Genomic DNA, 22,250 nt, shown 5'->3' on the forward strand with positions numbered 1-22,250 from the left:
TGGCGCTTGAGCCTGCCCGAGGTCGCTCAACCCAGCTGAAATGGACGAAGAACTCAATTCAAGCGCGGCCAAATTACGCGTTTTAGTCGACCTTGCAAGGTTGCCCCGGGGCGGCAGCAGCGGCGGCATCCGCCCAGCGATCCTAGAGATGATCGGGTGGCTGGTCCGGTCCCGTATGCCAATTTTCGAACTAGTGCTCGTAGTCCCGGCGAATCACGACATTGGACCTTGGCGTGAACATCTTCGAAAGGCCGACGAAATTTTGACTGATCCCGGCGTCTCGTTCGACCTCGCTGCTCGTCTGGAATGCGATTTGGTTTACAGTCCACTCGGCTCCCCGGTCCACGCTTGTCCCGGCGTTCCCACAGTTTCCCTTGTGGTCGATGTGCTGCACCGCGAGTTTCCCTTGACTCTAACGGACGCGGACTTGGCCGTGCGGGAACTCGAGTTCACACACCTTGTGAGTGTCAGCGACGGAATTCAGGTGATTTCCGACTACACTCTCGACCGCTTTCATTATCACTATCCATTAACGGACGATCGAACCACACGCATCTATCTTCCCATCCAGGACCGCTTCCCGATAAATGCAAAAGACTGCGATCCGCCTATCCATCTCACCTCCCCCTATTTTTTCTACCCCGCCAATAGTTGGATTCACAAAAATCACGAAACCCTGTTGGTCGCTTACGCAATCTACCGGCAGAATACCGGAGGCGAACCTTGGCCTTTAGTCCTAACCGGATATCCCGACCAACGCATGCAAACGTTGAGGATACATGCCCATGCACTTGGTATCGGAAACTCGGTCCATTTTCTTGGATTCGTCGACGAAACTCGGCTTGCATGGCTATATCGTAATGCGGGAGGCATGATCTTTCCATCGCTGCACGAGGGCTTCGGTATCCCGTTGCTTGAGGCGATGGCAGCTGGAGTGCCAATAATCTGTGGCGATAAAACTGCAATTCCTGAAGTGGTGGGGGAAGCCGCAATTCTGGTAGATTGCCGGAACCCGGACAAATTGGCTGCCCAAATTGAGATCCTCTCCAACGATCCTGGGATTCGCGACAATCTCAAGAAGAGTGGCAAGGCGCGCCTAACCCACTTTTCAGCGGAACGGGAAGCCGGAGCATTGATCGCCTTATTCGCACGCATCTCATCCGCACCCGCTCGATTTCGACATTCCGGCTACTGGATTGAAGATGGACTAACAGACCCAGCAGCGGCCTTTGCTCTTCCGCAGCTGTCCCAACCTGCTTCGATTCATCTCAAACTGAAACCACTCCCGGCTCCGCGCACTCTACTTCTTTCAAGCGGGAAAATGATCTTGGGAGAATTTAACCTACCTCCCTCGAAACCGGCTTTTCTGACGGCGGGCCTACCGGCTCTCGCCTCGACACTCATGCTTCGCATTTTGAACGCGAACCGATTGAGCAGCGAGGACCCAAGAGTGCACGGTGTGCAAATCGAGTCCCTCGAAGTCATCGAGGCCGACAACACAATTCACAATATATTGGCTCCTTGCTCCCAATGAAAATCGGTTTGGATTTGGCACAGTCAGCTTCAACTCGCGCCGGCGGAGGTAGATACGCTCAAACCCTGCTTGAGGCCATGGCGCGTCTGCCGCATAATGACGAGTTCATCTGCTATCGCAGCTTTGCAAATTGGATTAATCCGCCAGAATCCATCGCAAAATTACCGAACCTCTCCCGAGGCGGTGACCCGCAGGACCATGCTAAAACCGAATCAGTGATTCGAGAATGGCGGGAGGCTTTGGCCACAGGCGATTTCCCCGGCACACCTGAGATCGTTCACGCTACCAGTTTTCAAGCTCCACGGGTAAGGAATGCAGCGCTAGTGGTTTCGATCTTTGATTTCAGTTTTTGGGCAGTTCCTCAATTCACTACCGATCGAATACGATACGACTGCCAGCAAGGCGTCCTCGACTCTCTCGCTCATGCGAATGGACTGATTTTTATATCTGAACACGCCCGAGGAGAATTTGATCATTTCATTCCCAATTTTGAGCGGAAAGCCAAGGTGAAATCTGCGGTCATACCGCTCGCCTCATTTCTGCCTCGACTGACGAAATTATCAAATGAAGGCACTGGCGAATTTTGGTTGTTTGTTGGAACCCAAGAACCTCGCAAAAACCTGCAAACCTTACTTACGGCTTTCGAGAGGTATGTGAACCAAGTGGAGTCACCACTCGCGCTGTGGATTGCGGGCGGAGAAGGATGGCTTGAGTCATCATGGCAAGAGCAACTTCGTCGTTTGGAAAGTCGCGGACTGGTGCGCCGCCTTGGGTATGTCTCTGACGCTGAACTGGTGAAGTTTTACCGAAAGGCCCGCGCCTTATTCCTCCCCAGTTGGTATGAAGGTTTTGGACTACCAGTTATAGAGGCCATGAGCCAAGGTTGTCCTGTGGTATGCTCCAATCGGACCAGTTTGCCAGAAATCGCCGGACGCGCGGCAATTTTACTAGATCCGTCACAGCCAACTCTTTGGACCGAAGCATTAATCGAGCTTCACGATCACGATGAGCGACGTGAAGATCTGGCGACCAACGGGATGGCCCAAGCCTCGAAATTCAGCTGGGAAAATACCGCAAAACTTACCCGAAATTTCTACGAAGAAGTTCTAGCCTCACACAAGGGCTTCTGATTCCAACTCCTGTATTGCCCATCAGCTTTTCAGGTCCCATCCCTCATTTCTCAATTGACTGAGCGTCAATTCCAGATCGCAAAACACTGCAGGGATAACCCATTTTTTGTCTATTCATGGCCCAAACTAAGACCAATCTCCTCGATGTCGATGACCTCATGGCACGAATACGTGCCGAGGTTTCTCAACAAATGCACCGTTCTGCCCTACAGAAGCGCTCCAGCCAAGCGCTCTATTCTCCGGGTCAAGTATTAAATTTCAAAAAAGGCGGCAACGCGGAATCACATCTGGTGGATGGTTGGGCTACCGCTGAAACAAACTACCGATGGACGGTATCTGAATCAGCAACCATGGCATTTCGCTTCGAACAAACAGCTGCGGACATGGTTCTCACTTTTACAGCCCATCCCCATCTGGGCGGGGAAACTAGTCGGCAAACCGTCACTGCATCGTGGGACAATACGCCGGTCGGCTCTTGGAACGTCAGCCAGCCCGGCACCTACAGCACCTTAATCCTCAGCGAGGCGAATGGCAGCGACAATATCCACAATTTGCGTTTCTCGATTCCAACTTGCTTTTCTCCCGAGTCGAAAGGGATCAGTGCCGATCCTCGCCCTCTCGGTTTGGCCTTCGTTGAACTTATTCTTCACCCCGCTGATGCTTTCGGGTTCCAAAAATGAGTCTCCCTTCACCTGCTCCGTCAGATTCGCCGTCGTTGGCCGATCTCCCTTCATTATCAGTCGAAATTTCGTTGAATCAACCAGGGTTCGCGCTGCCCGAGGCCGTCTTACAGTCGATTCCATTACCGGTCGATTTCGACGAGGTGGTGCGTGCCGCCAACGACGAAAACCGGGACAAAATTGCTCTATTTCGCCGGCAAGGCCTGGTTAACAAGCTTACGCTGCAAGCGCTGGAAAGCGTGGGGCTTTCCTTGTCGCAACTCGCCCGCGAAATTGAGAATCGCGATCGTGTTTTGGAGCTGTTGACGGCGCATTTGAATCAACACGGAGATCGCGTGCAGCGACATTACTCGGGGCTGGCTAGACATATACACGCTCTCACCCATCATCTTGAGAAGATCACCGGGGATCAAAAAGAACAGAGCGAACGGGAGGCGATGCTCACCGCATACACGCGCCAGCTCACGGAGCAGATCGAGGAAGTTGCCGGTAATCTCCATACTCAAATGCAGCGAGATGCCGAGACGGCGAACACTCGAGTCGATCAGCTTACCCAACAAATCGAGGAGGTTGCCGGAAATCTCCACACTCAGCTGGAACAGGATTCCATAATCGCGAACACGCGAACGAGCATCTTGACCGCTATTTCTCGTGCAACGGAAGGACGCCTGAAAGACCTGAACCAGCGAGTTTCTTCACTACAAAATGACTTAAAGTTTAAAGCGGAGTCCAGCCGGTTGGAAGATCAGGAACAGCGTGCGACCAACGAAGGGGCAGCGCTCCGCCAGCGGGTCACCACTCTCGAAAACGACCTATCGATAGCCAAAGTTCAATCTGAGAAATTGGAAGCCGAGCGGTCCAAACAGCGCGCTGATTTCGACCGAAACCAAGCATCGAGTCTCGAAAAAGCTTTCAAGAAAATCAACTCACTCGAATCCGAATTATCCACCCGGATAGCTAGAATCGAGAAGGAACATTCTTCCCAACTCGACGAGGCCGCTAAAAAAATCGAAGCACTTGAATCGACGCTCTCCGCACAGCTTAAATCAATTAAAGAACACGAAGCCACCAACCGATCCAAAGCGGTGAAACGGGAGAATTCGTTAGCATCATCGATTCGCTCAGCCAACGTCGGACACAAGGATTTAACCGCTCAAATTGATTCCCTTCGTTCGGATTTACTCTCTGTGGTCGAAAACTGCTCCAATCTCGAACGGCGTCAGGAGTCGTCTGAAGCATCACTTTCAGCCTTCTCCAACATCTCGAAACAACTTCTCCCTACCATACGAGCCCAGCTGCAAAGGCTCGCCGAAGTTGATGAAGCGCACCAACAGGAAGCAGCTTCTGAAGCGCTTGAAACCGCTACCGATGCTGAAACCGTCCAAATGGATGGATTTTACGCTGCACTGGAGGCTAGATTCCGCGGCCCGCGTGCTCTTATTCGTGAACGCCAGTCTCACTATCTACAAACGATTGATGACGCCCGTGAACGTGTGGAAACATTCCCGCCCGTATTAAGATCCACCGATGACGAGCACCCGCTCGATAGTCTCTATGCCACAAGAGGTTTGCTAGATTTAGGCTGCGGTCGCGGTGAATGGCTCGAACTACTCAAAGAAAGAAACCTCTCGGCCATTGGGATTGAAATGAACCAATTCTTTCTCGGCACTTGCCGCGAAAGAGGCGTTGAGGTCATTGAGGCAAATCTCGTCAAATTTTTGTCTGAAGCGCCCGCCGATACCGTATCTGTGATAACAGGCTTTCATGTCATCGAGCATTTGCCATTCCCCATTTTACAAAAAGTCATTCGGGATTGCTTCCGAATTCTCCGGCGGGGAGGGATCGTTATTTTCGAAACACCTAACCCAGGAAATATCCTTACCAGTGCATTAAACTTCCGCATCGACCCCACTCATCAACATCCAGTTCATCCCGCCTTGGGAGAATTTCTTTTGCAAAATGGAGGTTTCAGTAATGTTCGACTAGAGTTTTTACACCCCTACGACTCGTCAAAACTTGTAGGTGCGGAAGGGGATCCAGTTGCAGACCGATTCAACGCCTATTTCCATGGGCCGCAAGATTATGCCGTGATCGGAGTAAAACCGTGAGTGGTTCTAAAACTGACCGTAAAATTGCGATCGTCACACCGTGGTTCGGGCGCGAACTCAAAGGAGGCGCCGAACTTCAATCATGGAACTTAGCTCTTCGGTTTGCCGGCCGCGGTTACGAAGTCGAGGTCATTACCACCTGCTGCAGCTCATTTCAGAATGATTGGTCAACCAACGACTTACCAGCTGGGCGAACAACAGAACCGGAAGGCTTTTCCGTTCTACGTTTCCCTGTTAAACCGAGAGATCGGGCTGCATTCGATCGAGTTTGCGGCTACCTGCTTTCCCTAGATCCAGCATCGCTCACACCAGGAGTAAGTCCACTTTCGGAGGAAGATGAGAGTGTGTTTGAGGAGCATCTAATCCGTTGTCCGTCGCTGCTCGAGTATTTAGGCAAAGAGGGATGGCGCTATCGCGCATTTATTTTTCTTCCCTATCTTTACGGCCCAATCCTGAAAGGTCTTCCCATTGTAGCTTCAAGAGCATGGTTGCAGCCCTGCTTGCATGATGAAGCCTATGCTTACCTTAGATGTGTCCAGCGGATATTTTTTGAGGCGAAACACATCCTTTGGAACAGCGCGGGAGAAGAAGCATTGGGTTTGCGGCTCTACGGACCAGCCATTAAACCAAAGTCCGCAGTCGTAGGGGAAGGCGTCGAACCCATTTCTCCCCTTCCGTCGGGTCCGGATATCGAACGATTAAACGAGTTAACACCTTTTGTCCTCGTGCTCGGGCGAAAAGATCGCGGTAAAGGCACCTATCTTGTAGCGGAAGCCTTCAAAGCTCATCGTTCCAACGGCCATTCAAGTCTGAACATGGTGATCGCGGGTCCGGGCTCCGACAATTTTTCCGATCCCTCTTCGGGCATTTTCGACTTGGGTTTGGTTTCCGAAGACGTGCGAGCTTGGCTGCTACGAAAAACAATCGCCCTGCTCCAGCCGAGCCCGAACGAAAGCTTTTCACGCGTAATCTTCGAGGCATGGTTTGTATCCAAACCAGTGGTTGCTCGTCGCTCCTGTCTTGCCACTGCGGAAGCGGTCAAATCTAGCCGCGGAGGTTGGCTCGCAGAAAACCGCGATGAATGGATTGAGATGCTGGAACAGTTGGAATTGATGGATGGCGCTGATCTCGCAGCCGCCGGGCAGCAAGGTTCCGATTATGCTGCTCATTTAGCGACGTGGGAAAACGTCATGGATCGCTACGATGAACTGTTGGCGCCAGCGACCAACATGGAAGCTCAAGAAATTGAGATCAATTTGACCATCTACGCGCTTGAACCACAACGCATCATACTAATTGCTGGATTGAGAGAGGTGGCGAGTTGGGAAATCAGCACCGATCAGCCAAAAGAGGTTGATGGTCTTCGTGCCACGATTTTCGAGCATGATCGAATTCTCTATCTGGAGACTAATCGTTCATCCCGCCGCACCGCCCCAGATCCACGCAACCGCGGATTCTGTCTCACACGATTTGAAGCTAGAAACGAACAGGGGAGCGACCTGCGCGTGCGCTTGAGCAAAGGTTGGAACCGCAGCGAAGATGGGAACGGCAGTTACCCACGATGGTCAACTGGATCTGCCGAAATTACCATCAATTCCCCCACAGTCAAAGGCCAAGGTCAAATCCATCAAGTCTTGCCCAATCTCGGCTACGGTGACGCGATCGGTAATCACAGTATGTGGATCCGTGAACAACTACAGATGCTCGGCTATGATTCTGAGATTTTTGCACGACACATTGCACCAGAAGTCATTGACGAAGCTCACCACTTAACCGGTCCGGGGGCCCTGCCGAAAACCGCCGCACTGCTGTATCATCATTCAATTGGGACGGAAATAACCCCTTGGGTTTGCAACCATCCTGCAGCGAGGGGACTTATATACCACAATATCACGCCAGCGGAATTTTTCCGGCACTATCGTCCTGAACTAGTGAAAATATGCCGGGACGGACGCAGAGATCTTCGCCATTTAGCGCCGTTCTTCCGCGTCAACGTCGGCGACTCGGCCCACAACGCATCCGAGCTCGAAGAAAACGGATTTGATGCGCCGGGTGTGCTGCCACTATGTATTGACCCGCAACATTGGTCCTTTCCCCCTGACGACCGAATTATGGCCGAGCTGCATGGAAAGGGTAGCAACATTCTGTTCGTAGGTCGTATTGTTCCAAACAAACGGCATGAGGACCTGATTGTTGGGTTTTTCCATTTACGACTCCGCGATCCGAACGCCCGCCTATATCTCGTTGGCACTGCGGACGTCGCTTCGTTCTATCAGGATTGCCTGTCGGAGCTCGTCAGGGGTCTTCAACTCGAAGATTCCGTGCAATTCGTAGGTCGGGTGAACGAAGCACAATTGAATGCCTACTATCGTTGTGCGTCGCTATTTTGGTGTGCTAGTGAACATGAAGGGTTTTGTGTGCCACTCATAGAGGCGATGTGGTTCGACGTCCCGGTTCTCTCCTACGCCTCCACCGCAATCCCGGAAACTCTTGCCGGATCTGGATGTCTGTATCACTCTAAGGCCGATCCTAACGTAGCGGCCGACCTCGCTTTCAAGCTGCTTCACGACAGTGACTATCGGGAAAGCATTCTAAGCGGTCAGCGGACTCGACGGGAAGCATTCCTTCCCGCCCGCGTCAGACCGATTCTCGAAAATATCGCCGCGAATCTGCAATCCCTGCAAGGTGAAGCTCCTCCGCCACCGATGGATATCGGGACCCCGCGCACGATTGCTGTGGTCAAGCTCGATCACATTGGAGACTTGGTTCTCGCGACACCGGTGTTTGCCGCGTTGAAAAGCCGATTTCCCAATGCGGAGATCACCGCGGTTGTTGCACCGAGTTCAGCGCCTATCCTAGAGGCGAATCCGAACGTAAGACACATAGTGACTTACAATGCACCGTGGATGTGGCGTAATCCGCCAGCAGGACGAAAACTTGCGCATTTACTGGACGCCAATGCGGCCGGCCAACGCATGCTTTTGGAAACAAAATTCGACTTGGTCGTGAATCTACGCTCTGACCACGGCAATGTTCCTTTTGCTGCGTCAATCCCGCATCGCATATTGCTCTCCTACACCAATGACACGTCCTACGGTTTTTTCATTACACATCCATTGACGCGGACTAAGGCCATGCACGCAACGGAACAGCACCGACAACTCCTCGCAGCGGTTGGTGTAACCGATTGGTCGGACCCCGAACTTTTTCCGTCTCCAGCCCACCACTCAGCTGTCGAAAAGACACACAGCTTCGAACCCGGGACCATTGCTCTTTTCCCCGGTGCTGGAGTGCCACTTAAGAAGTGGCCTATCGCAAAGTTCACCAAACTCGCCCACTTACTCGTTGAACAAGGACTGCCTGTGGTTGTGATTGGAGCTCGCGACGAACTCGAAGATGCAGAAAAGATTTCCGCGGTGCCTGGCGTCGTGAATCTTTGTGGGAAATTCTCTCTTCTAGAAACGGCTTCTGCGCTCGCGTGCTGCTCCGCACTTGTCAGCAATGACAGCGCGCCCGTCCATATCGCGGCGGCCATGGGCACGCCAGTGATTTGCATAACTCGGCCGTTGGTTCGGGATGAGTTTTCACCGGTAGGAATCCAACATCTCACCTGCTGTGCCAACTTGTGTTACAATCCTTGCGACGGTTTTGATCCGACCAAACGCAGCATTGCCGTCGAACAATGCCAGTGTATCGAAGATATCACAGTCGAAGACGTTCTCCGAAAGGTGCGCAGCATCAACGCATTGAGTTTTTGCTCGTCCAGCCTCCCAGCAGAATCCAGCGCGCCTGCGGTCACACCATGAGCACAAACCTCAATCGTGCCGAACCGGGCAAAGCCATCTTTTTAGATCGCGACGGGACTATAATCACTGATGTCGGCTATTTGAGCGATCCCTGTAAGGTCGAACTGCTGCCTGGGGCATCTGAAGCCTTGAAGGCTCTACGAATCAACGGGTTTCGACTCTTCCTTTTTACAAATCAGAGCGGTGTTGGACGTGGTTTTTTCCCCCTGGAAACGGTAGAAATATGCAACCAAAGGATGGAAAAACTATTGGATTTACCCGATCCGGTTTTTGACGGCGTTTGTATCGCTCCCGAGGCTCCCAACCAACCAGTGGTTTATCGGAAGCCGAGTCCCCGCTACATCATTGAAACGGTGATCAATCAGCAGCTGGATAAAACTCAATGTTGGATGGTAGGCGACAAACGAAGCGACGTCGAAGCGGGCCTTTTAGCGGGAATTAATGCGGCCCGAATTGGGGATAGCAATCTCACTGGTTTACCTAAAGAAGTGCTTCACTTTCAGACGCTAAACGCTTTTGCGCTCAGGATAATTGCAGGAACTTAGTAAGCTGGAAAAAGACGATGCTTCAAAACTCTAAATTATTATCTCTCGACAGCCTGATCACGAAACGTGAACGTTTGCGCCACATTCACAAAACGTGCGTCTTGACGAACGGTTGTTTCGATCTGCTGCACACAGGTCATCTGTTTTTCTTACAGGCCGCACGTAACTTGGGCGATTACTTGATTGTAGCATTGAACAGCGATTCCAGCATTCGAGCGCTAAAGGGGACTGGTCGACCAGTGATCACGGAAACGGAGCGCGCTTATGCGTTAGCCGCCTTGGAGTGCGTCGATTGCGTATTGGTGTTCAAAACTCCGGATCTTGAGGAGGAGATTAAAGCAATCTGCCCCGACATTTATGCCAAGGCAGGCGATTACTCTCTGACCCGATTGCACTCTGGCGAAAGAGCTGCGTTGGAGACTTGTGACGCTAAGATTGAGTTTCTGCCGTTCTTGGAAGGATTTAGCACCACCAATTTAATTCATAAAATCGCCCGAGCCGGAGAAATTACCTGAATCCGTTGCCTTTCCCGTCAATTTAATGCCCTTAATCAATCCACGCATTGTCATTACTGGAGCAGCCGGCTTTATCGGTAGTCGGCTCCTGGCCCGCTTAAATGAAACCACATCCGCCGAAGATATCTTGGCGGTTGACCACCCCATCTCGCAAAGAAAGGTAACCAATCTGGCGGTGGCTCCCGACGTATCGTTTCTTACTCATACCGCATTTATCGAGGCGCTTGAATCAGGTTCGCTTTCACCGGAAGTGATCTTCCACATGGGAGCCTGTAGCTCTACCGTAGAAACCGATTGGAGATATCTAGCAGAAAACAACATTCGATACTCTCAGCGTATATGGGAGTGGAGCGCCGCCAACGGGCGACAATTTATCTACGCTTCGAGTGCAGCAACTTACGGCGATGGCACCCACGGATTTGATGACGAGTATGACATACAAAATTTGAGGCCACTCAACCTCTATGGCAAATCCAAGCACGATTTTGATCTTTGGGTCGAAGCACAAACGCAAAAGGATCGTGCTCGTCCGGCACAGTGCGTGGGTCTGAAGTTCTTTAACGTCTATGGTCCGGGCGAGTCCCACAAAGGCCGCATGGCATCGATGGTTTTTCATGGATGGAACCAATTACGGGATACGGGGGCGGTCCGGCTATTCAAGTCACATCATTCCGATTACGCCGATGGCGGCCAACTCCGCGATTTCATCTATGTAGCTGATGTCGTCGACGTCATACTAACGTTAACTAAGCAACCCCAAGTGTCTGGGCTTTTCAATCTCGGCACAGGCCGCGCTCACTCCTTTCGGTCGCTAATCGAGGAACTATTCCGGGCAGTAGGTCAGCCCCCCAACATAGAATACATACCAATGCCGCGTGATTTGAGGTCAAAGTATCAATACTTCACCGAAGCCAAAATGCGAAAACTGACCGAAGCCGGAATCTCTTTTTCGCCTACGCCACTCTCCGATGCGGTCGCCGACTATGCACAATGGCTTCGTGCCAACGCTCCCATTTGAGCTCAAGATTAAGCTATGATTTCCACCCTACTAGCAGAGCTGATCGCCACGTTGGAGGAAAGTCGTCGACTCATTCCTGCTATTGAGGCAGCAGGACATGAAATCCGCACGGCCTTACGGGCAAAAAGAAGAATATATACCGCCGGTAACGGAGGCAGCGCAGCCGACGCCATGCACCTCGCGGAAGAACTAATTGGTCGATTTGACCGAGAGCGTCCATCACTTCCCGCAATTCCTCTTTGTTCCGACTCTGCCACACTAACATGTATCGCCAACGACTACGGTTTTGAAAAAATATTCTCCCGACAAATCGAAGGATTGGGTCAATCGGGTGATATTTTGGTGATTTTTTCAACGAGTGGTAAGTCGCTTAATATAATCACCGCTTTGCAGGTAGCCCGCGATCGCGGACTAAGAACCATCGCCGTGCTAGGTAAGGACGGGGGCCCTTCAAAATTGATTGCTGACCATGCTATCGTAGTGCCTAGCCAATCCACGGCCCGAATTCAGGAAGTCCACACTTTTATCCTTCACGCTTGGCTTTCGCTGATCGAGGGCGACCTCGAACTCGTCCAATGACCCCGCTATCTCTCGATTTTCTCGATCGTATTTCCGTCTTAGTGGTCGGCGATGTGATGCTCGACCGCTACATCTGGGGAGATATTCGACGTATTTCCCCTGAAGCTCCAGTGCCAGTAGTCGAGATCGATCGGGAAACTTGCACGGCAGGCGGTGCCGCCAACGTTGCTCTCAACCTTGCCGCACTTGGGGTGAGCTGCGAAATATTTGGGGCATTTGGTTGCGATGCGGCAGGTGAGGAACTCAGTTGCCTGTTGAAGAAACACCACGTTGCATTCGAGCCTAGGTTAGCCCGCAATGGCACCGCCACTATCACTAAAACGCGCGTCCTTGCTCAAAACCAACAGGTTTGCCGCCTCGATCGGGAAGAGCGCCCGCCTCTATATACACTAGCTGTCGGCGGCTTAATGGATCTACTGGCCGAAAAATCAATGCAATACAGTGCAGTGATAATATCTGACTATGCAAAAGGAACAATCGACCAAGCAGTCATCGATCGCTTGCGTCAGGTATGCAAAGAAAAAAATGTCTTTCTCTCACTTGACCCGAAGCCCACTCGTTCACTGGAAATAAGTGGCTTCAATTTACTCACGCCGAACCGCCGCGAAGCCAACTTACTGGCAGGCCTTCCTGCGCATTGCAGCTTTGAACAATGCGCGGCTGAAGACGTGGCACAATTAGTTATCGATCGCCATCGACCTGAACATATGGTTATGACTCTGAGTGAAAATGGTATGCTTTTGAAATCTCGTGAGAGGTCCGCCCGCCATTTCCCCACGATAGCGCATCAGGTCGCCGACGTATCCGGTGCTGGTGATACCGTTGTTGCCACGCTTACTGCCGCCATGAGCGCCGGACTGAGTCCGGAGGATGCTGTGCACATTGCCAATACAGCAGCGGGTGTGGTAGTCAGCAAGTTGGGAACGGCCACCGTAACTCGCAGTGAGTTATCCAAGGCCTTGCACCTTCCCTCGATCTGATCGCTCTGACTTCTTCAAATTTAAATGGCCGTGCCGTTTCGAATCGATTTCTTCCAACGGACTGAACCTTCTCAATTCGCTTTGTCAACTCTTAGGAAGGCTTCGCTCTACCGAATGGTAAAGTAGATCACAAGGTTCCCGTAAGGCAAATGCCCCTTTATCCGAAATCCCCCCCCCCTCCCCCCCCACACACACACCCGCCCCCCGCGCCCCCGACAAACATGCCAACAATCAAAACCAAACGGCGTTACATAACTGGGGAGGCTACGCTCTATTTATCAGTTGTGCTCGCAGTGCTCACGATACTTTGGTGGGGATTTGACCTTCGTCGCTGGAATTTCGAAATACCTTTGAACATTGACGGGGACGCGCTGCACTATCTAGCGATAGCTAGATCAATGCTCGAAAGTGCCGAATGGTGGCGAATCGATCGGCTATCCGCACCTTTTGAGCTTAATATGCTGTTGTTTCCCTTCTGCGGCATGACAGAAATTTTCCTGCTCAATCTTTGGTCGTTAGTTACCGATACCCCAGGATCAGTCGTATTCGGAGTTTTTTTGAGTTCGTTCGTTCTCGCAGCCGCTTCAGCCTGCTGGAGCCTGAGAACTTTGGGATACTCCCCCCTAATAGCAGCGACCGCCGGTATTTTGTTCGCGTTCATCCCATCGGTCTTTCTACGAAATACGGCTCATTTAATGCTGCTACACTACATGGTTCCATTCCCCTGCGCTACCGCTGTGTTGATTGCTTCAGACACATTGAGAGACCTGAGTCGCACTCGAAGATGGGTTACCGTAGGATTCACCTGTGTGGTTGGTTTAAGTTATATTTACACTGCCTTCTTTGGCTGCTTCCTTTTATGCGTTGCAGCTCTGATCGCGTGGGCGAGGCGCGGTTCGATTCGCGCAACAATCTGGCCGGGCGCAATCATTGCGGTTATCGCTGTGCTGGCATTTTTTTCACTTTTGCCAAGTATCCTGGCTTGGAAAAACGATCTAATCGCAAGTGATGCTTTAATCGGTTCCAAGAGCATGGCCGACTCCGACACCTACGGACTTAAACTTCGCCATCTCATCACTCCGCGACAGGATCATCCACTTTCGCTTTTCCGAGATTTCACTAATGAAACAGTGGGACACTTTCCCCTAGATAACGAAAACACGACGTCAAAAATCGGCGGGCTTCCCTCCTTGGGATTATTGACCTTACTGTTCATTGCAGTATCCGGTTATTTTTCTAGAACTTGGCTCCCATTAAAGTCGCCGCTCATAGCTTCATCCTCGTTGGCTATAAGTTCTTTTTTGCTGGCGACCATCGGCGGATTGGGCAGCCTTTTCAATCTTTGGATCAGTTCTGAAATACGGTGCTATAATCGTATAAGCGTATTTATCGCGTTTCTCGCTATTGTTCCGGTCGCCTACGCATTACAGAACATTAGCCACCGAATACCTAAACTCGGGAGTTATGCAGTATGCACTCTAGTCGTTATAATTGGTGTCCTCGATCAAGCCTCGTTCGGCTACGTAGCATCATTACACCACAACGGGGAAGCTCGTTATCTCGAAACCAAAGAATTTATTACTAAATTGGAGAATGAGCTACCGGAGGAAGCTTTAATTTACCAGCTTCCCCATATGCCGTATCCACATACTCCGCCAATGTTGCGTTTCGGCGCCCATTCCCATCTTCTGGCCTACGTAACATCAACCTCGCTAAATTGGAGCTGGCCCGCCCTCACGGGCGAGGCGCTAACGTTTAACTCGGAACTAACCCAAGTTTCATTGATCGATTTCGTAACCAAACTCTCCGAATCGAATTTCTCCGGAATTTTAGTTAACACGACAGCTTATGAGGATAAAGGCGCGGCGATAGTAGAAAATTTAGAGCATTTACTAACCCAAAAGGCGTTGCTATCTACCCAAGGAGAATATGCTTTTGTCGCAATTCCGGCAACCGGAAAAAAGCAAATCAACCCGAACATCGAAGTTTACTTGGCGGCGAAAGAGGTGCCGATCCTGATACCTCTAAATCACATGGTGGATTTTTCTGAATTCGGCGACAGCGAGCGACATTTAAATGGAGGTTGGTCGCATCAAGAAACCGATTTTCGTTGGACAGTGGGGCCAGAATCCGGTCTCCAGTTTTTTTTCAAGGAAATGCCTGAAACAGCCCTGCATCTCTCTTTTTCCACGTTTACTCTCCTCGCCCCTTCTCAGACCAAAAAAACAGCTGAAATCTTCGCGAACGATCGATTGGTGGGATCTTGGGTTTTCGACACCACGGATAACGACAGTATCCGTATCGTTGAAATTCCACCTGAAGCAATTTCTCCAAACCGTCTGCTTGACCTAAGGCTCATCATCGACCCACCTTCCTCGCCCCTCTCACTTGGAGTGAATGCTGACTCGCGGCCTCTGGGCATTGCGATTCGATCGATAACCATCTCCAATTAAGTTTCTAATAAAGCCTCCGACACGAATCCACAATTTTTCTCTCTTCTAAATCCATACTTCCGGCGGATGATACCAATCAATGCACCGGGCACGACTCAAACTCTGAAAGCATGTTCGACTTTCCGTCACTTCACCCATGAAAGTCTGTCTAATTAACCCACCTCTGATTTCGCAAAAAGATGATCCCCACACTGGAATCATCTTTATGCCATTCATGTTGGCTTATCTTTCCGCCTTTTTAAAGCAACAAGGTCACCAAGTGCATGTGACCGATGCACTTGGTGAGGCTCCCGCCAAATACCTACCATTTGAGGATCGCTACATTCAAGGCCTAAGCATACAGGAAACCGTCAACAAGATTCCCGTCGACACCGAAGTTGTGATCATTTATTTCATCGGCGTCGCAGCTCACAGGGCCATATCCGATATCGCAATCGAGATTCGAAAAAGACACCCGAACACTCGATTGGTTCTTATGGAAAACTCTCAGGCGGTTACCGCAATTTCTCTTCGCCACGATGCTGAAGCTTTTTTGAATTTGGGCTACGAGGTGCTGTTAACCGGCGACCCCGAACGTCCGGCAGCAGAAATGTTGAAAGCTTGGTCTAATGAGAACGATACCCCAGAATCAGCCGGACTGATTTTTCGCAAGATTGACGGAAACCTTTCCATGATGGTGAAAATCCAACCTGATCGAGACTTGGACAACCTTCCTTTTCCCGACTGGAAATCTTTTCCGCTGAAAAATTATTGGACTATCGGTTACGCGCACGGACCGCAGGAATCGAAATACCTGCCATTACTAACATCTCGCGGCTGTCCCGTCCCATGCCGTTTTTGTGTGATACCCGCTACGAATCAACGCAAATGGCGGCCTCGATCAGCCGAGAATGTGGTCGATGAAATGGCTCATTGGCAAATTACTTTAGGCGTTTCCGAATTCCACATTGAAGACGTCAATCCGACTGTGCGAAATCAACGAATGGTTGACATTTCAAATGAAATCACTCGGAGAAAATTGAAGGTTAAGTGGAAATTCGCATCCGGCACCAAGATTGAAACAATGGAACTAGATACCATCCCAATATTGGCTGCCGCAGGTTGCAATTATATTTCTTTCTCACCTGAAACCGGTTCACCCGAACTTCTGAAGAAAATCAATAAACCATTCAAGCACGATCTCGCCTTTGAAATGGTTAAATTAATGCACAAGCATGGGATTCGCTCACAAGCATGTTTTGTACTCGGATTCCCGGGCGAAACGAAAGAAGATGTCAGGCTAACCAAAAACTATATTAAAAAATTAACCAAAGCGGGGTTAGACGAAATTGCTCAATTCATTATCACCCCCATCCCTGGCTCCGCCATATTTGATCAATACAGTGGTTATGATAATTATTCGCAACTTACTTTTTCGCCAAAATGGCGTAAAGATTTTGCCAAATTAAGCCAACGACGCTTACTACATTACGTATCTTTCGCTGTATGGAAATGCTGGTATCACCCACTCAAAGTTTGTGGAAACGTGAAAGGTATTTTGGCAGGTCGGTTCAAGACCAAACTTGAACAGGCACTATATCGAGTATCAATTTGGCGTATTCGTAGACTTTTCGGCTCCTTTCCGCGTTCTCTATATGGCTCAACTGAATAAATCTCCCTCCATCAACAATCCTGACTTGTTCGATGACACCCAATGCCCTGTTTGTAATGGGTTGAAATTTACAGTTCTCAAAGAGGCTACTTATACCTCTGGGATTAATGAAGATAATCTACTCAAGCTCTACAGTGCATCGAGCCACTCCGGACTTCTAGACCAAGTCGTGAAATGCAAGAGCTGCGATAGCGTTTATCTCAATCCGAGGCCAAAACAGGATATCATTATCAAATCCTATCAAGATGCGATTGACCCGGTCTTCGTAGAACAAAACGACGCAAGAATCGCGACGTTTCGAAGATCGCTGGAAAATTTAGAACGGCGTCATGGATTCTCAGCCTCTTCGCATCCTAAAATTTTGGATGTGGGTTGTGCGGGCGGTGCATTCTTACGAGCAGCATCCGACCGCGGTTATGAAGCCATAGGGATCGAACCTAGTCGATGGATGGTGGACCATGCTCGAAATAAACTTGGAGTGGACGCACGTCAGGGAATATTGACTGCTAATTCTTTTCAAAATAATTCATTCGACATTGTATCGCTCTGGGACGTTTTAGAGCACTTACCAGAACCGTCCATGACATTGGACGACATAGCTCAAATGCTAAAACCAGGTGGATTTCTCATCGTGAATTACCCGGATATTGGGAGTCTAGCGGCGCGAGTTCTCGGGGGGCGTTGGCCTTTCTGGCTCAGCGTCCATCTAACCTACTACACTCGCCAGACAATACGAAAGCAATTAAATCAGTGCGGCTTCGATGTGGTTAGCATTAAGCCATACTTTCAAAGTTTAAAATTAGGATACGCCTTGGAACGCGCCAGCGTAATATTTAAACCATTTTCAATTCTTGGAAGCCTGGTAAACCTTTGCCGATTCCAATCGGTGCCAATACGCTACAACATGGGTCAAACACTCGTTTTGGCGCGAAAACGGGCATGACCATACCAAATAGGTTCAAGGCTATTATTTTCGATATGGACGGCGTGCTTATAAATTCAAGTGATTGCCATGCCAACGCTTTTCGACAAGTTTTTAATTCTATTGGTATAAAGAATTTTCACTACCCTGACTACGCCGGAAGGCGGACCACAGAAGTCATTACATCGGTTTTCATACATCACGGACTAAAACCAGACGTCAATTTAATTAAACACCTCGCGAAACAGAAAACTGCGCTGGCATTATCTTTTATCAGAAATAAACAACCAATATTCGATGGCACTACTGAGATGCTCAAACGATTGTTTCCTAAATTTCAACTTGCTTTAGCGAGTTCTGCATCCCGCCAATCGGTAGACCTTTTCCTAGAACTATCAACGTCTAAAAGTCTCTTTAAAACAACGCTGTGTGGTGACGACGTGGCCGAAGCCAAACCTTCTCCGGAAATTTATATAACAACTTCGAACCGCTTGTCAATTGAACCATCTCAATGCCTTGTCGTTGAAGATGCCATCTCTGGGATCGATGCGGCTTTGAATGCTGGCATGACTGTATGGTCCGTTACTACTACTCACACTAGAAATGAACTTATTACAGCCGGCGCACACGTTGTTTTAAAAAATGCGGCTTCTTTACACTAATTAACGCATTGAAAACTAAAGTATCAATTATTTCAAACATTGACGACTTACCTGCGGAACTTGTTGCAGGCGATCCCTCGAAGAGCAAGAATTGGTCGGTAGTTGTTGCAGCAGCCGGCAAGGGCTCCAGACTTAACTGGCATCTGCCGAAGATCCTCTTCCCAATTGACGGCCAGTCAATACTCGAACGTTTGGTTAAAGTATTTAAACCACATGCCCAACATTTTGTATTCGTGTTATCGCCTACCGGAGCACCACTGGTAAAGGTTGAAACCGAAAAGCTTCTCCCTGATCGACACTCGATCGCTATACAATGTACACCAAATGGAATGGCAGATGCCGTACTTACCGGATTGGGAAAAGTCAAAACTCCGAATGTCATTGTAGTTTGGGGAGACCAAGCAGCATTGCGTCATCGCACAATTGCCGCCGGTGTTTATAAATTGGAAACCGGCAATTTCGATGCGGTAATTCCTACGGTCATAAGATCTAATCCATACATCCATTTTGAGCGTGATTCTAACCACTCAATCAAATATGTGCGACAAGCACGGGAAGGAGATATTATGCCTAAGGTTGGAGAGAGCGACGCTGGAGTATTTTTCTTTAAAACACAGATGTTAAAATCTGCGATTCTCGCACCCGCACACCAATCAGACATGCGCGGCGCAAGAACCAACGAAATTAATTTGTTACCTTTAATTCCATTGCTTGCTCGCAATTATAAAATAGCATCACTTAACGGTGTCACCGAAACCGAGTCTCTCGGTATCAACTCTCTCGCTGACGCAGAACGAATGGAACAAATGCTTCGGGTGAATTGAATCAGATGCAGGCATCCAATAAAATAAACATTGTTCTCTTCTCCGGCGGAAGTGGAACAAAAAGCATCACGGAGGCGTTTCTCAAACATCCGCAGATCAATCTTTCCATTTTACTCAACGCTTATGACGACGGGCACTCCACCGGTCGTCTGCGTAAATTTATTCCAGGAATGCTCGGTCCCTCCGACGTCCGTAAGAACATCAGCCGTCTCATGCCTCTAAATGAACGCTGTTTCAAAGCCTTGGCAGAACTATCCGATTTACGACTGCCTAAAAAGATTCGATATGATGACGCAGTCACAATTATTAGAGGGTTATCCTCTCGATCCAGTGAGAACCTTCCTAAGGATATAACTTCTCTTTTTGTTTCTTTAACTTTGAAACAAATTGATACGCTTTCAATCTGGTGTAATGAATTCCTTAACTACGCAAGCAAGCGCGCCGAAGAAGGATCCCCGTTCGACTACAACGATTGCGCGTTAGGAAATATTTTGTTCGCTGGTTGTTATTTAACCTCAAAACAGAACTTCAATACAGCGATTAAGTCATTCTCAGCTTTCTATGAGATAAAATCGCACCTACTGAATGTGACGGATGGAGAAAACTTATTTTTGGTCGCTACTACGGAAGAAGGAACCGTACTGCGAAATGAAGCCGATATCGTTTCAGAACATTCCGGCTCCAAAATATCTGGCATATATTTGCTTCAAGAATCTGCTTTTCGTGAGAGTATTCAAAGCAACTTACTTGACGACGCAGAAGCATCGGAATTCATTCGCCGAAATCATGTCTTTCCGAAACTTAACGAAGAACTACCAGATGTTTTCGAAAATGCGGATGTCATCATTTACGGTCCGGGAACCCAGCATTCTTCTCTTTTCCCTTCCTATCTAACTGAAGGAATAGCCGAGCTAGTCGCCGCGAATAAACAGGCGGACAAGGTGTTTATTTGCAACACGAGAAAAGACCATGATATTGTCGCCGAAGACGCAGGAAGCATCGCACGACGTTTCCTTCATTGCATGAGGCGATATGATAAAGTCGATCTCAATGAAGAAAATTTCGTAACTCACTTCTTTATTCAAAAGTCTCCAGAATCAAATTCAACTGATAGCACGCTTGTACCGTTCAATTTGGAGTCCTTTCCGTTTGCTTCGAGAAAACTAGTCCTACTCGACTGGGAAACCCCTGAAGGCCACCACATCGGAGGCCGAGTGCTTGAAGAGCTCCAAGTTATCGTGCAGCCTCGATTGGAAGTGGTGCTAAAATCCATACATCATTTAGTAACGATTGTAGTTCCGGCTTTAAACGAAGAGGAAACAATAGAGAAATCATTAAAGCAGCTTTTAGCACTCGATTTCTCCGAACTCAATCTGGCTAAAGAAATATTGTTCGTCGATGGGGGCTCCACCGACCGAACTAATGAGATTGTATCCACACTCTCGGGCGTGCGAAAAATACAAGTAAGAAATTCGCACGGAAGAGGAGATGCGCTTCGCGCAGGTATCGATAATTCTAAAGGCAACATCGTAGTATTCTTTCCTGCGGATGCGGAGTATTCAGCGAAAGATCTTCATCCCATTGTCACCGCGTTCATTCAGGGCAATTTTGAAGTCGTATTCGGAAGTCGCGCCATCAAATGCGTCAATTTGAACCGTCGCATTAACGAAATTTACGGTAACGCTTGGATGAGTTATTTCATGAGTAAATACGGCGGTATCTTACTCAGCATGACTGCATTACTCCTATACAATCGCTATGTCGCAGATCCTCTCACCAGTATAAAAGCATTCGACGGTCGCATTCTTCGAAGCCTGAAATTAAAATCTTCCGGGGTCGACCTTGATATGGAACTGATTGCGAAAGTCAGTCGCTTGGAAAAATTCATTTTAGAGATTCCGGTCGAATATCTACCTCGTGCAAAATCGGAAGGCAAGAAGACGACCCCATGGCAGGGGTTACGAGCGCTTTGGGCCTTCTTCAGATACAGATTCGACAATTAAAGAAAATGAAAACTCTATCTATTATTATTCCAGCCTACAACGAGTCCGCTACCATTGGCGATTTGTTGGTTAAAATTAATTCAGTAGATTTAACCCCACTCGGTTTCTCAAAGGAAGTCTTAGTAGTAGACGATGGATCGAATGACAATACAGCTGCCATTGCGTCATCACATTCTAATATCATTTGCTTCACACAAGTGCCTAACCAAGGGAAAGGCAAGGCCGTTCGTCGAGGCATTATAGAGTGTAGCGGCGACTTTATACTTATTCAGGATGCAGACTTGGAATACAATCCAAACAATTATTTTGAACTTGTCGCTGCGCTATCTTCACAAAACAACACAGCTGTCTACGGGAGTCGCATACTTGGCCAAAAACGTTTGCCTAATGCATCACGCCTTTTTCCTGGAAAGCACCCGAATCAAGACATCGGTCCTTGGTTCGCCGGAATCGTGTTGTCAATCTGGACTGCACTACTATACAGAAAGTGGATCACAGACACGCTCACAGCTTATAAACTTTATCCTGCGAAATATCTTAAATCCCTAAAACTAGAAACTTCCGGATTTGAAACCGATCATGAAATCACAGCTAAACTTATAAATGGGGGGGTAAATATTATTGAAATCCCAGTCGATTACCGTCCGCGATCAGTCAATGAAGGGAAAAAAATTAAACCTCGAGACGGACTGATTGCACTTCGCACGTTGTGGCGATATCGTAATTTCTCTCGACGCTAGGCTAACGTTTGTTTTCTCCAACCCATTTCAGGGTTAACTTTCATAATAAAACATAGGAGCCATCAACCGATATTCAGCGCATCCTCATCTGCGCAACGCG

The 22,250-nt window shown here is 49.0% G+C and carries 17 protein-coding genes; all 17 read left to right on the forward strand.

The genetic code is table 11. The annotated features are described in order from the left end of the window. Nucleotides 1–40 precede the first annotated feature (40 nt). Nucleotides 41–1,534 (forward strand): glycosyltransferase family 4 protein, encoded by a 1,494-nt coding sequence (locus tag PXH66_RS10900; protein ID WP_330931510.1) that lies wholly within the window; start codon nt 41–43, stop codon nt 1,532–1,534. After that, nucleotides 1,531–2,664 carry a glycosyltransferase family 4 protein gene (locus PXH66_RS10905; protein ID WP_330931511.1) on the forward strand — a complete coding sequence of 378 codons (1,134 nt, stop codon included), beginning with the start codon at nt 1,531–1,533 and terminating at the stop codon, nt 2,662–2,664. The genes PXH66_RS10900 and PXH66_RS10905 overlap by 4 nt, the downstream gene beginning before the upstream one ends. Before the next feature lie 116 nt (nt 2,665–2,780). Continuing rightward, nucleotides 2,781–3,344, forward strand: a complete 564-nt coding sequence (locus tag PXH66_RS10910; protein WP_330931512.1) for a hypothetical protein — start codon at nt 2,781–2,783, stop codon at nt 3,342–3,344. Next, nucleotides 3,341–5,452, forward strand: a complete 2,112-nt coding sequence (locus tag PXH66_RS10915) for a methyltransferase domain-containing protein (protein WP_330932363.1) — start codon at nt 3,341–3,343, stop codon at nt 5,450–5,452. Before PXH66_RS10910 ends, PXH66_RS10915 begins: the two co-directional genes overlap by 4 nt. Further along, on the forward strand, nt 5,449–9,258 hold the full coding sequence (locus tag PXH66_RS10920; RefSeq protein WP_330931514.1) for a glycosyltransferase: 3,810 nt from the start codon (nt 5,449–5,451) through the stop codon (nt 9,256–9,258). The genes PXH66_RS10915 and PXH66_RS10920 overlap by 4 nt, the downstream gene beginning before the upstream one ends. After that, nucleotides 9,255–9,803 carry a D-glycero-alpha-D-manno-heptose-1,7-bisphosphate 7-phosphatase gene (locus PXH66_RS10925; RefSeq protein WP_330931515.1) on the forward strand — a complete coding sequence of 183 codons (549 nt, stop codon included), beginning with the start codon at nt 9,255–9,257 and terminating at the stop codon, nt 9,801–9,803. The genes PXH66_RS10920 and PXH66_RS10925 overlap by 4 nt, the downstream gene beginning before the upstream one ends. A gap of 17 nt (nt 9,804–9,820) precedes the next feature. Beyond that, nucleotides 9,821–10,318 carry an adenylyltransferase/cytidyltransferase family protein gene (locus PXH66_RS10930; RefSeq protein WP_330931516.1) on the forward strand — a complete coding sequence of 166 codons (498 nt, stop codon included), beginning with the start codon at nt 9,821–9,823 and terminating at the stop codon, nt 10,316–10,318. A 25-nt stretch (nt 10,319–10,343) separates the two neighbouring features. Then, entirely contained in the window at nt 10,344–11,336 is a 993-nt protein-coding gene (gene rfaD, locus PXH66_RS10935; protein WP_330931517.1) for an ADP-glyceromanno-heptose 6-epimerase, read from the forward strand. A 15-nt stretch (nt 11,337–11,351) separates the two neighbouring features. After that, nucleotides 11,352–11,915 carry a D-sedoheptulose-7-phosphate isomerase gene (locus PXH66_RS10940; RefSeq protein ID WP_330931518.1) on the forward strand — a complete coding sequence of 188 codons (564 nt, stop codon included), beginning with the start codon at nt 11,352–11,354 and terminating at the stop codon, nt 11,913–11,915. Next, nucleotides 11,912–12,895, forward strand: a complete 984-nt coding sequence (locus PXH66_RS10945; protein ID WP_330931519.1) for a bifunctional heptose 7-phosphate kinase/heptose 1-phosphate adenyltransferase — start codon at nt 11,912–11,914, stop codon at nt 12,893–12,895. The genes PXH66_RS10940 and PXH66_RS10945 overlap by 4 nt, the downstream gene beginning before the upstream one ends. 221 nt (nt 12,896–13,116) lie before the next feature. Then, on the forward strand, nt 13,117–15,348 hold the full coding sequence (locus PXH66_RS10950; protein WP_330931520.1) for a hypothetical protein: 2,232 nt from the start codon (nt 13,117–13,119) through the stop codon (nt 15,346–15,348). 136 nt (nt 15,349–15,484) lie between these two features. Beyond that, nucleotides 15,485–16,999 carry a B12-binding domain-containing radical SAM protein gene (locus PXH66_RS10955; RefSeq protein WP_330931521.1) on the forward strand — a complete coding sequence of 505 codons (1,515 nt, stop codon included), beginning with the start codon at nt 15,485–15,487 and terminating at the stop codon, nt 16,997–16,999. Continuing rightward, complete coding sequence (locus PXH66_RS10960; protein WP_330931523.1) at nt 16,983–17,942, forward strand: class I SAM-dependent methyltransferase; 960 nt, start codon at nt 16,983–16,985, stop codon at nt 17,940–17,942. Before PXH66_RS10955 ends, PXH66_RS10960 begins: the two co-directional genes overlap by 17 nt. Further along, entirely contained in the window at nt 17,939–18,583 is a 645-nt protein-coding gene (locus PXH66_RS10965; protein ID WP_330931524.1) for an HAD family hydrolase, read from the forward strand. Before PXH66_RS10960 ends, PXH66_RS10965 begins: the two co-directional genes overlap by 4 nt. An 8-nt stretch (nt 18,584–18,591) precedes the next feature. Beyond that, entirely contained in the window at nt 18,592–19,407 is an 816-nt protein-coding gene (locus PXH66_RS10970) for an NTP transferase domain-containing protein (protein ID WP_330931525.1), read from the forward strand. 5 nt (nt 19,408–19,412) lie between these two features. Further along, the gene (locus PXH66_RS10975; protein WP_330931526.1) at nt 19,413–21,410 is read left to right on the forward strand and encodes a 2-phospho-L-lactate transferase CofD family protein; all 1,998 of its coding nucleotides are present in this window, start codon (nt 19,413–19,415) and stop codon (nt 21,408–21,410) included. A 5-nt stretch (nt 21,411–21,415) separates the two neighbouring features. Beyond that, nucleotides 21,416–22,150 (forward strand): glycosyltransferase family 2 protein, encoded by a 735-nt coding sequence (locus PXH66_RS10980; protein ID WP_330931527.1) that lies wholly within the window; start codon nt 21,416–21,418, stop codon nt 22,148–22,150. Nucleotides 22,151–22,250 lie beyond the last annotated feature (100 nt).

Source organism: Synoicihabitans lomoniglobus, from assembly GCF_029023725.1.
Classification (GTDB): domain Bacteria; phylum Verrucomicrobiota; class Verrucomicrobiia; order Opitutales; family Opitutaceae; genus Actomonas; species Actomonas lomonigloba.

Coding starts and splice junctions, on each gene's coding strand:
- PXH66_RS10965 (WP_330931524.1), top strand. CDS start 17,939: ATGACCATACCAAATAGGTTCAAGGCTATTATTTTCGATATGGACGGC.
- PXH66_RS10975 (WP_330931526.1), top strand. CDS start 19,413: ATGCAGGCATCCAATAAAATAAACATTGTTCTCTTCTCCGGCGGAAGT.
- PXH66_RS10945 (WP_330931519.1), top strand. CDS start 11,912: ATGACCCCGCTATCTCTCGATTTTCTCGATCGTATTTCCGTCTTAGTG.
- PXH66_RS10955 (WP_330931521.1), top strand. CDS start 15,485: ATGAAAGTCTGTCTAATTAACCCACCTCTGATTTCGCAAAAAGATGAT.
- PXH66_RS10900 (WP_330931510.1), top strand. CDS start 41: ATGGACGAAGAACTCAATTCAAGCGCGGCCAAATTACGCGTTTTAGTC.
- PXH66_RS10925 (WP_330931515.1), top strand. CDS start 9,255: ATGAGCACAAACCTCAATCGTGCCGAACCGGGCAAAGCCATCTTTTTA.
- PXH66_RS10915 (WP_330932363.1), top strand. CDS start 3,341: ATGAGTCTCCCTTCACCTGCTCCGTCAGATTCGCCGTCGTTGGCCGAT.
- PXH66_RS10930 (WP_330931516.1), top strand. CDS start 9,821: ATGCTTCAAAACTCTAAATTATTATCTCTCGACAGCCTGATCACGAAA.
- PXH66_RS10950 (WP_330931520.1), top strand. CDS start 13,117: ATGCCAACAATCAAAACCAAACGGCGTTACATAACTGGGGAGGCTACG.
- PXH66_RS10910 (WP_330931512.1), top strand. CDS start 2,781: ATGGCCCAAACTAAGACCAATCTCCTCGATGTCGATGACCTCATGGCA.
- rfaD (WP_330931517.1), top strand. CDS start 10,344: ATGCCCTTAATCAATCCACGCATTGTCATTACTGGAGCAGCCGGCTTT.
- PXH66_RS10960 (WP_330931523.1), top strand. CDS start 16,983: ATGGCTCAACTGAATAAATCTCCCTCCATCAACAATCCTGACTTGTTC.
- PXH66_RS10980 (WP_330931527.1), top strand. CDS start 21,416: ATGAAAACTCTATCTATTATTATTCCAGCCTACAACGAGTCCGCTACC.
- PXH66_RS10905 (WP_330931511.1), top strand. CDS start 1,531: ATGAAAATCGGTTTGGATTTGGCACAGTCAGCTTCAACTCGCGCCGGC.
- PXH66_RS10940 (WP_330931518.1), top strand. CDS start 11,352: ATGATTTCCACCCTACTAGCAGAGCTGATCGCCACGTTGGAGGAAAGT.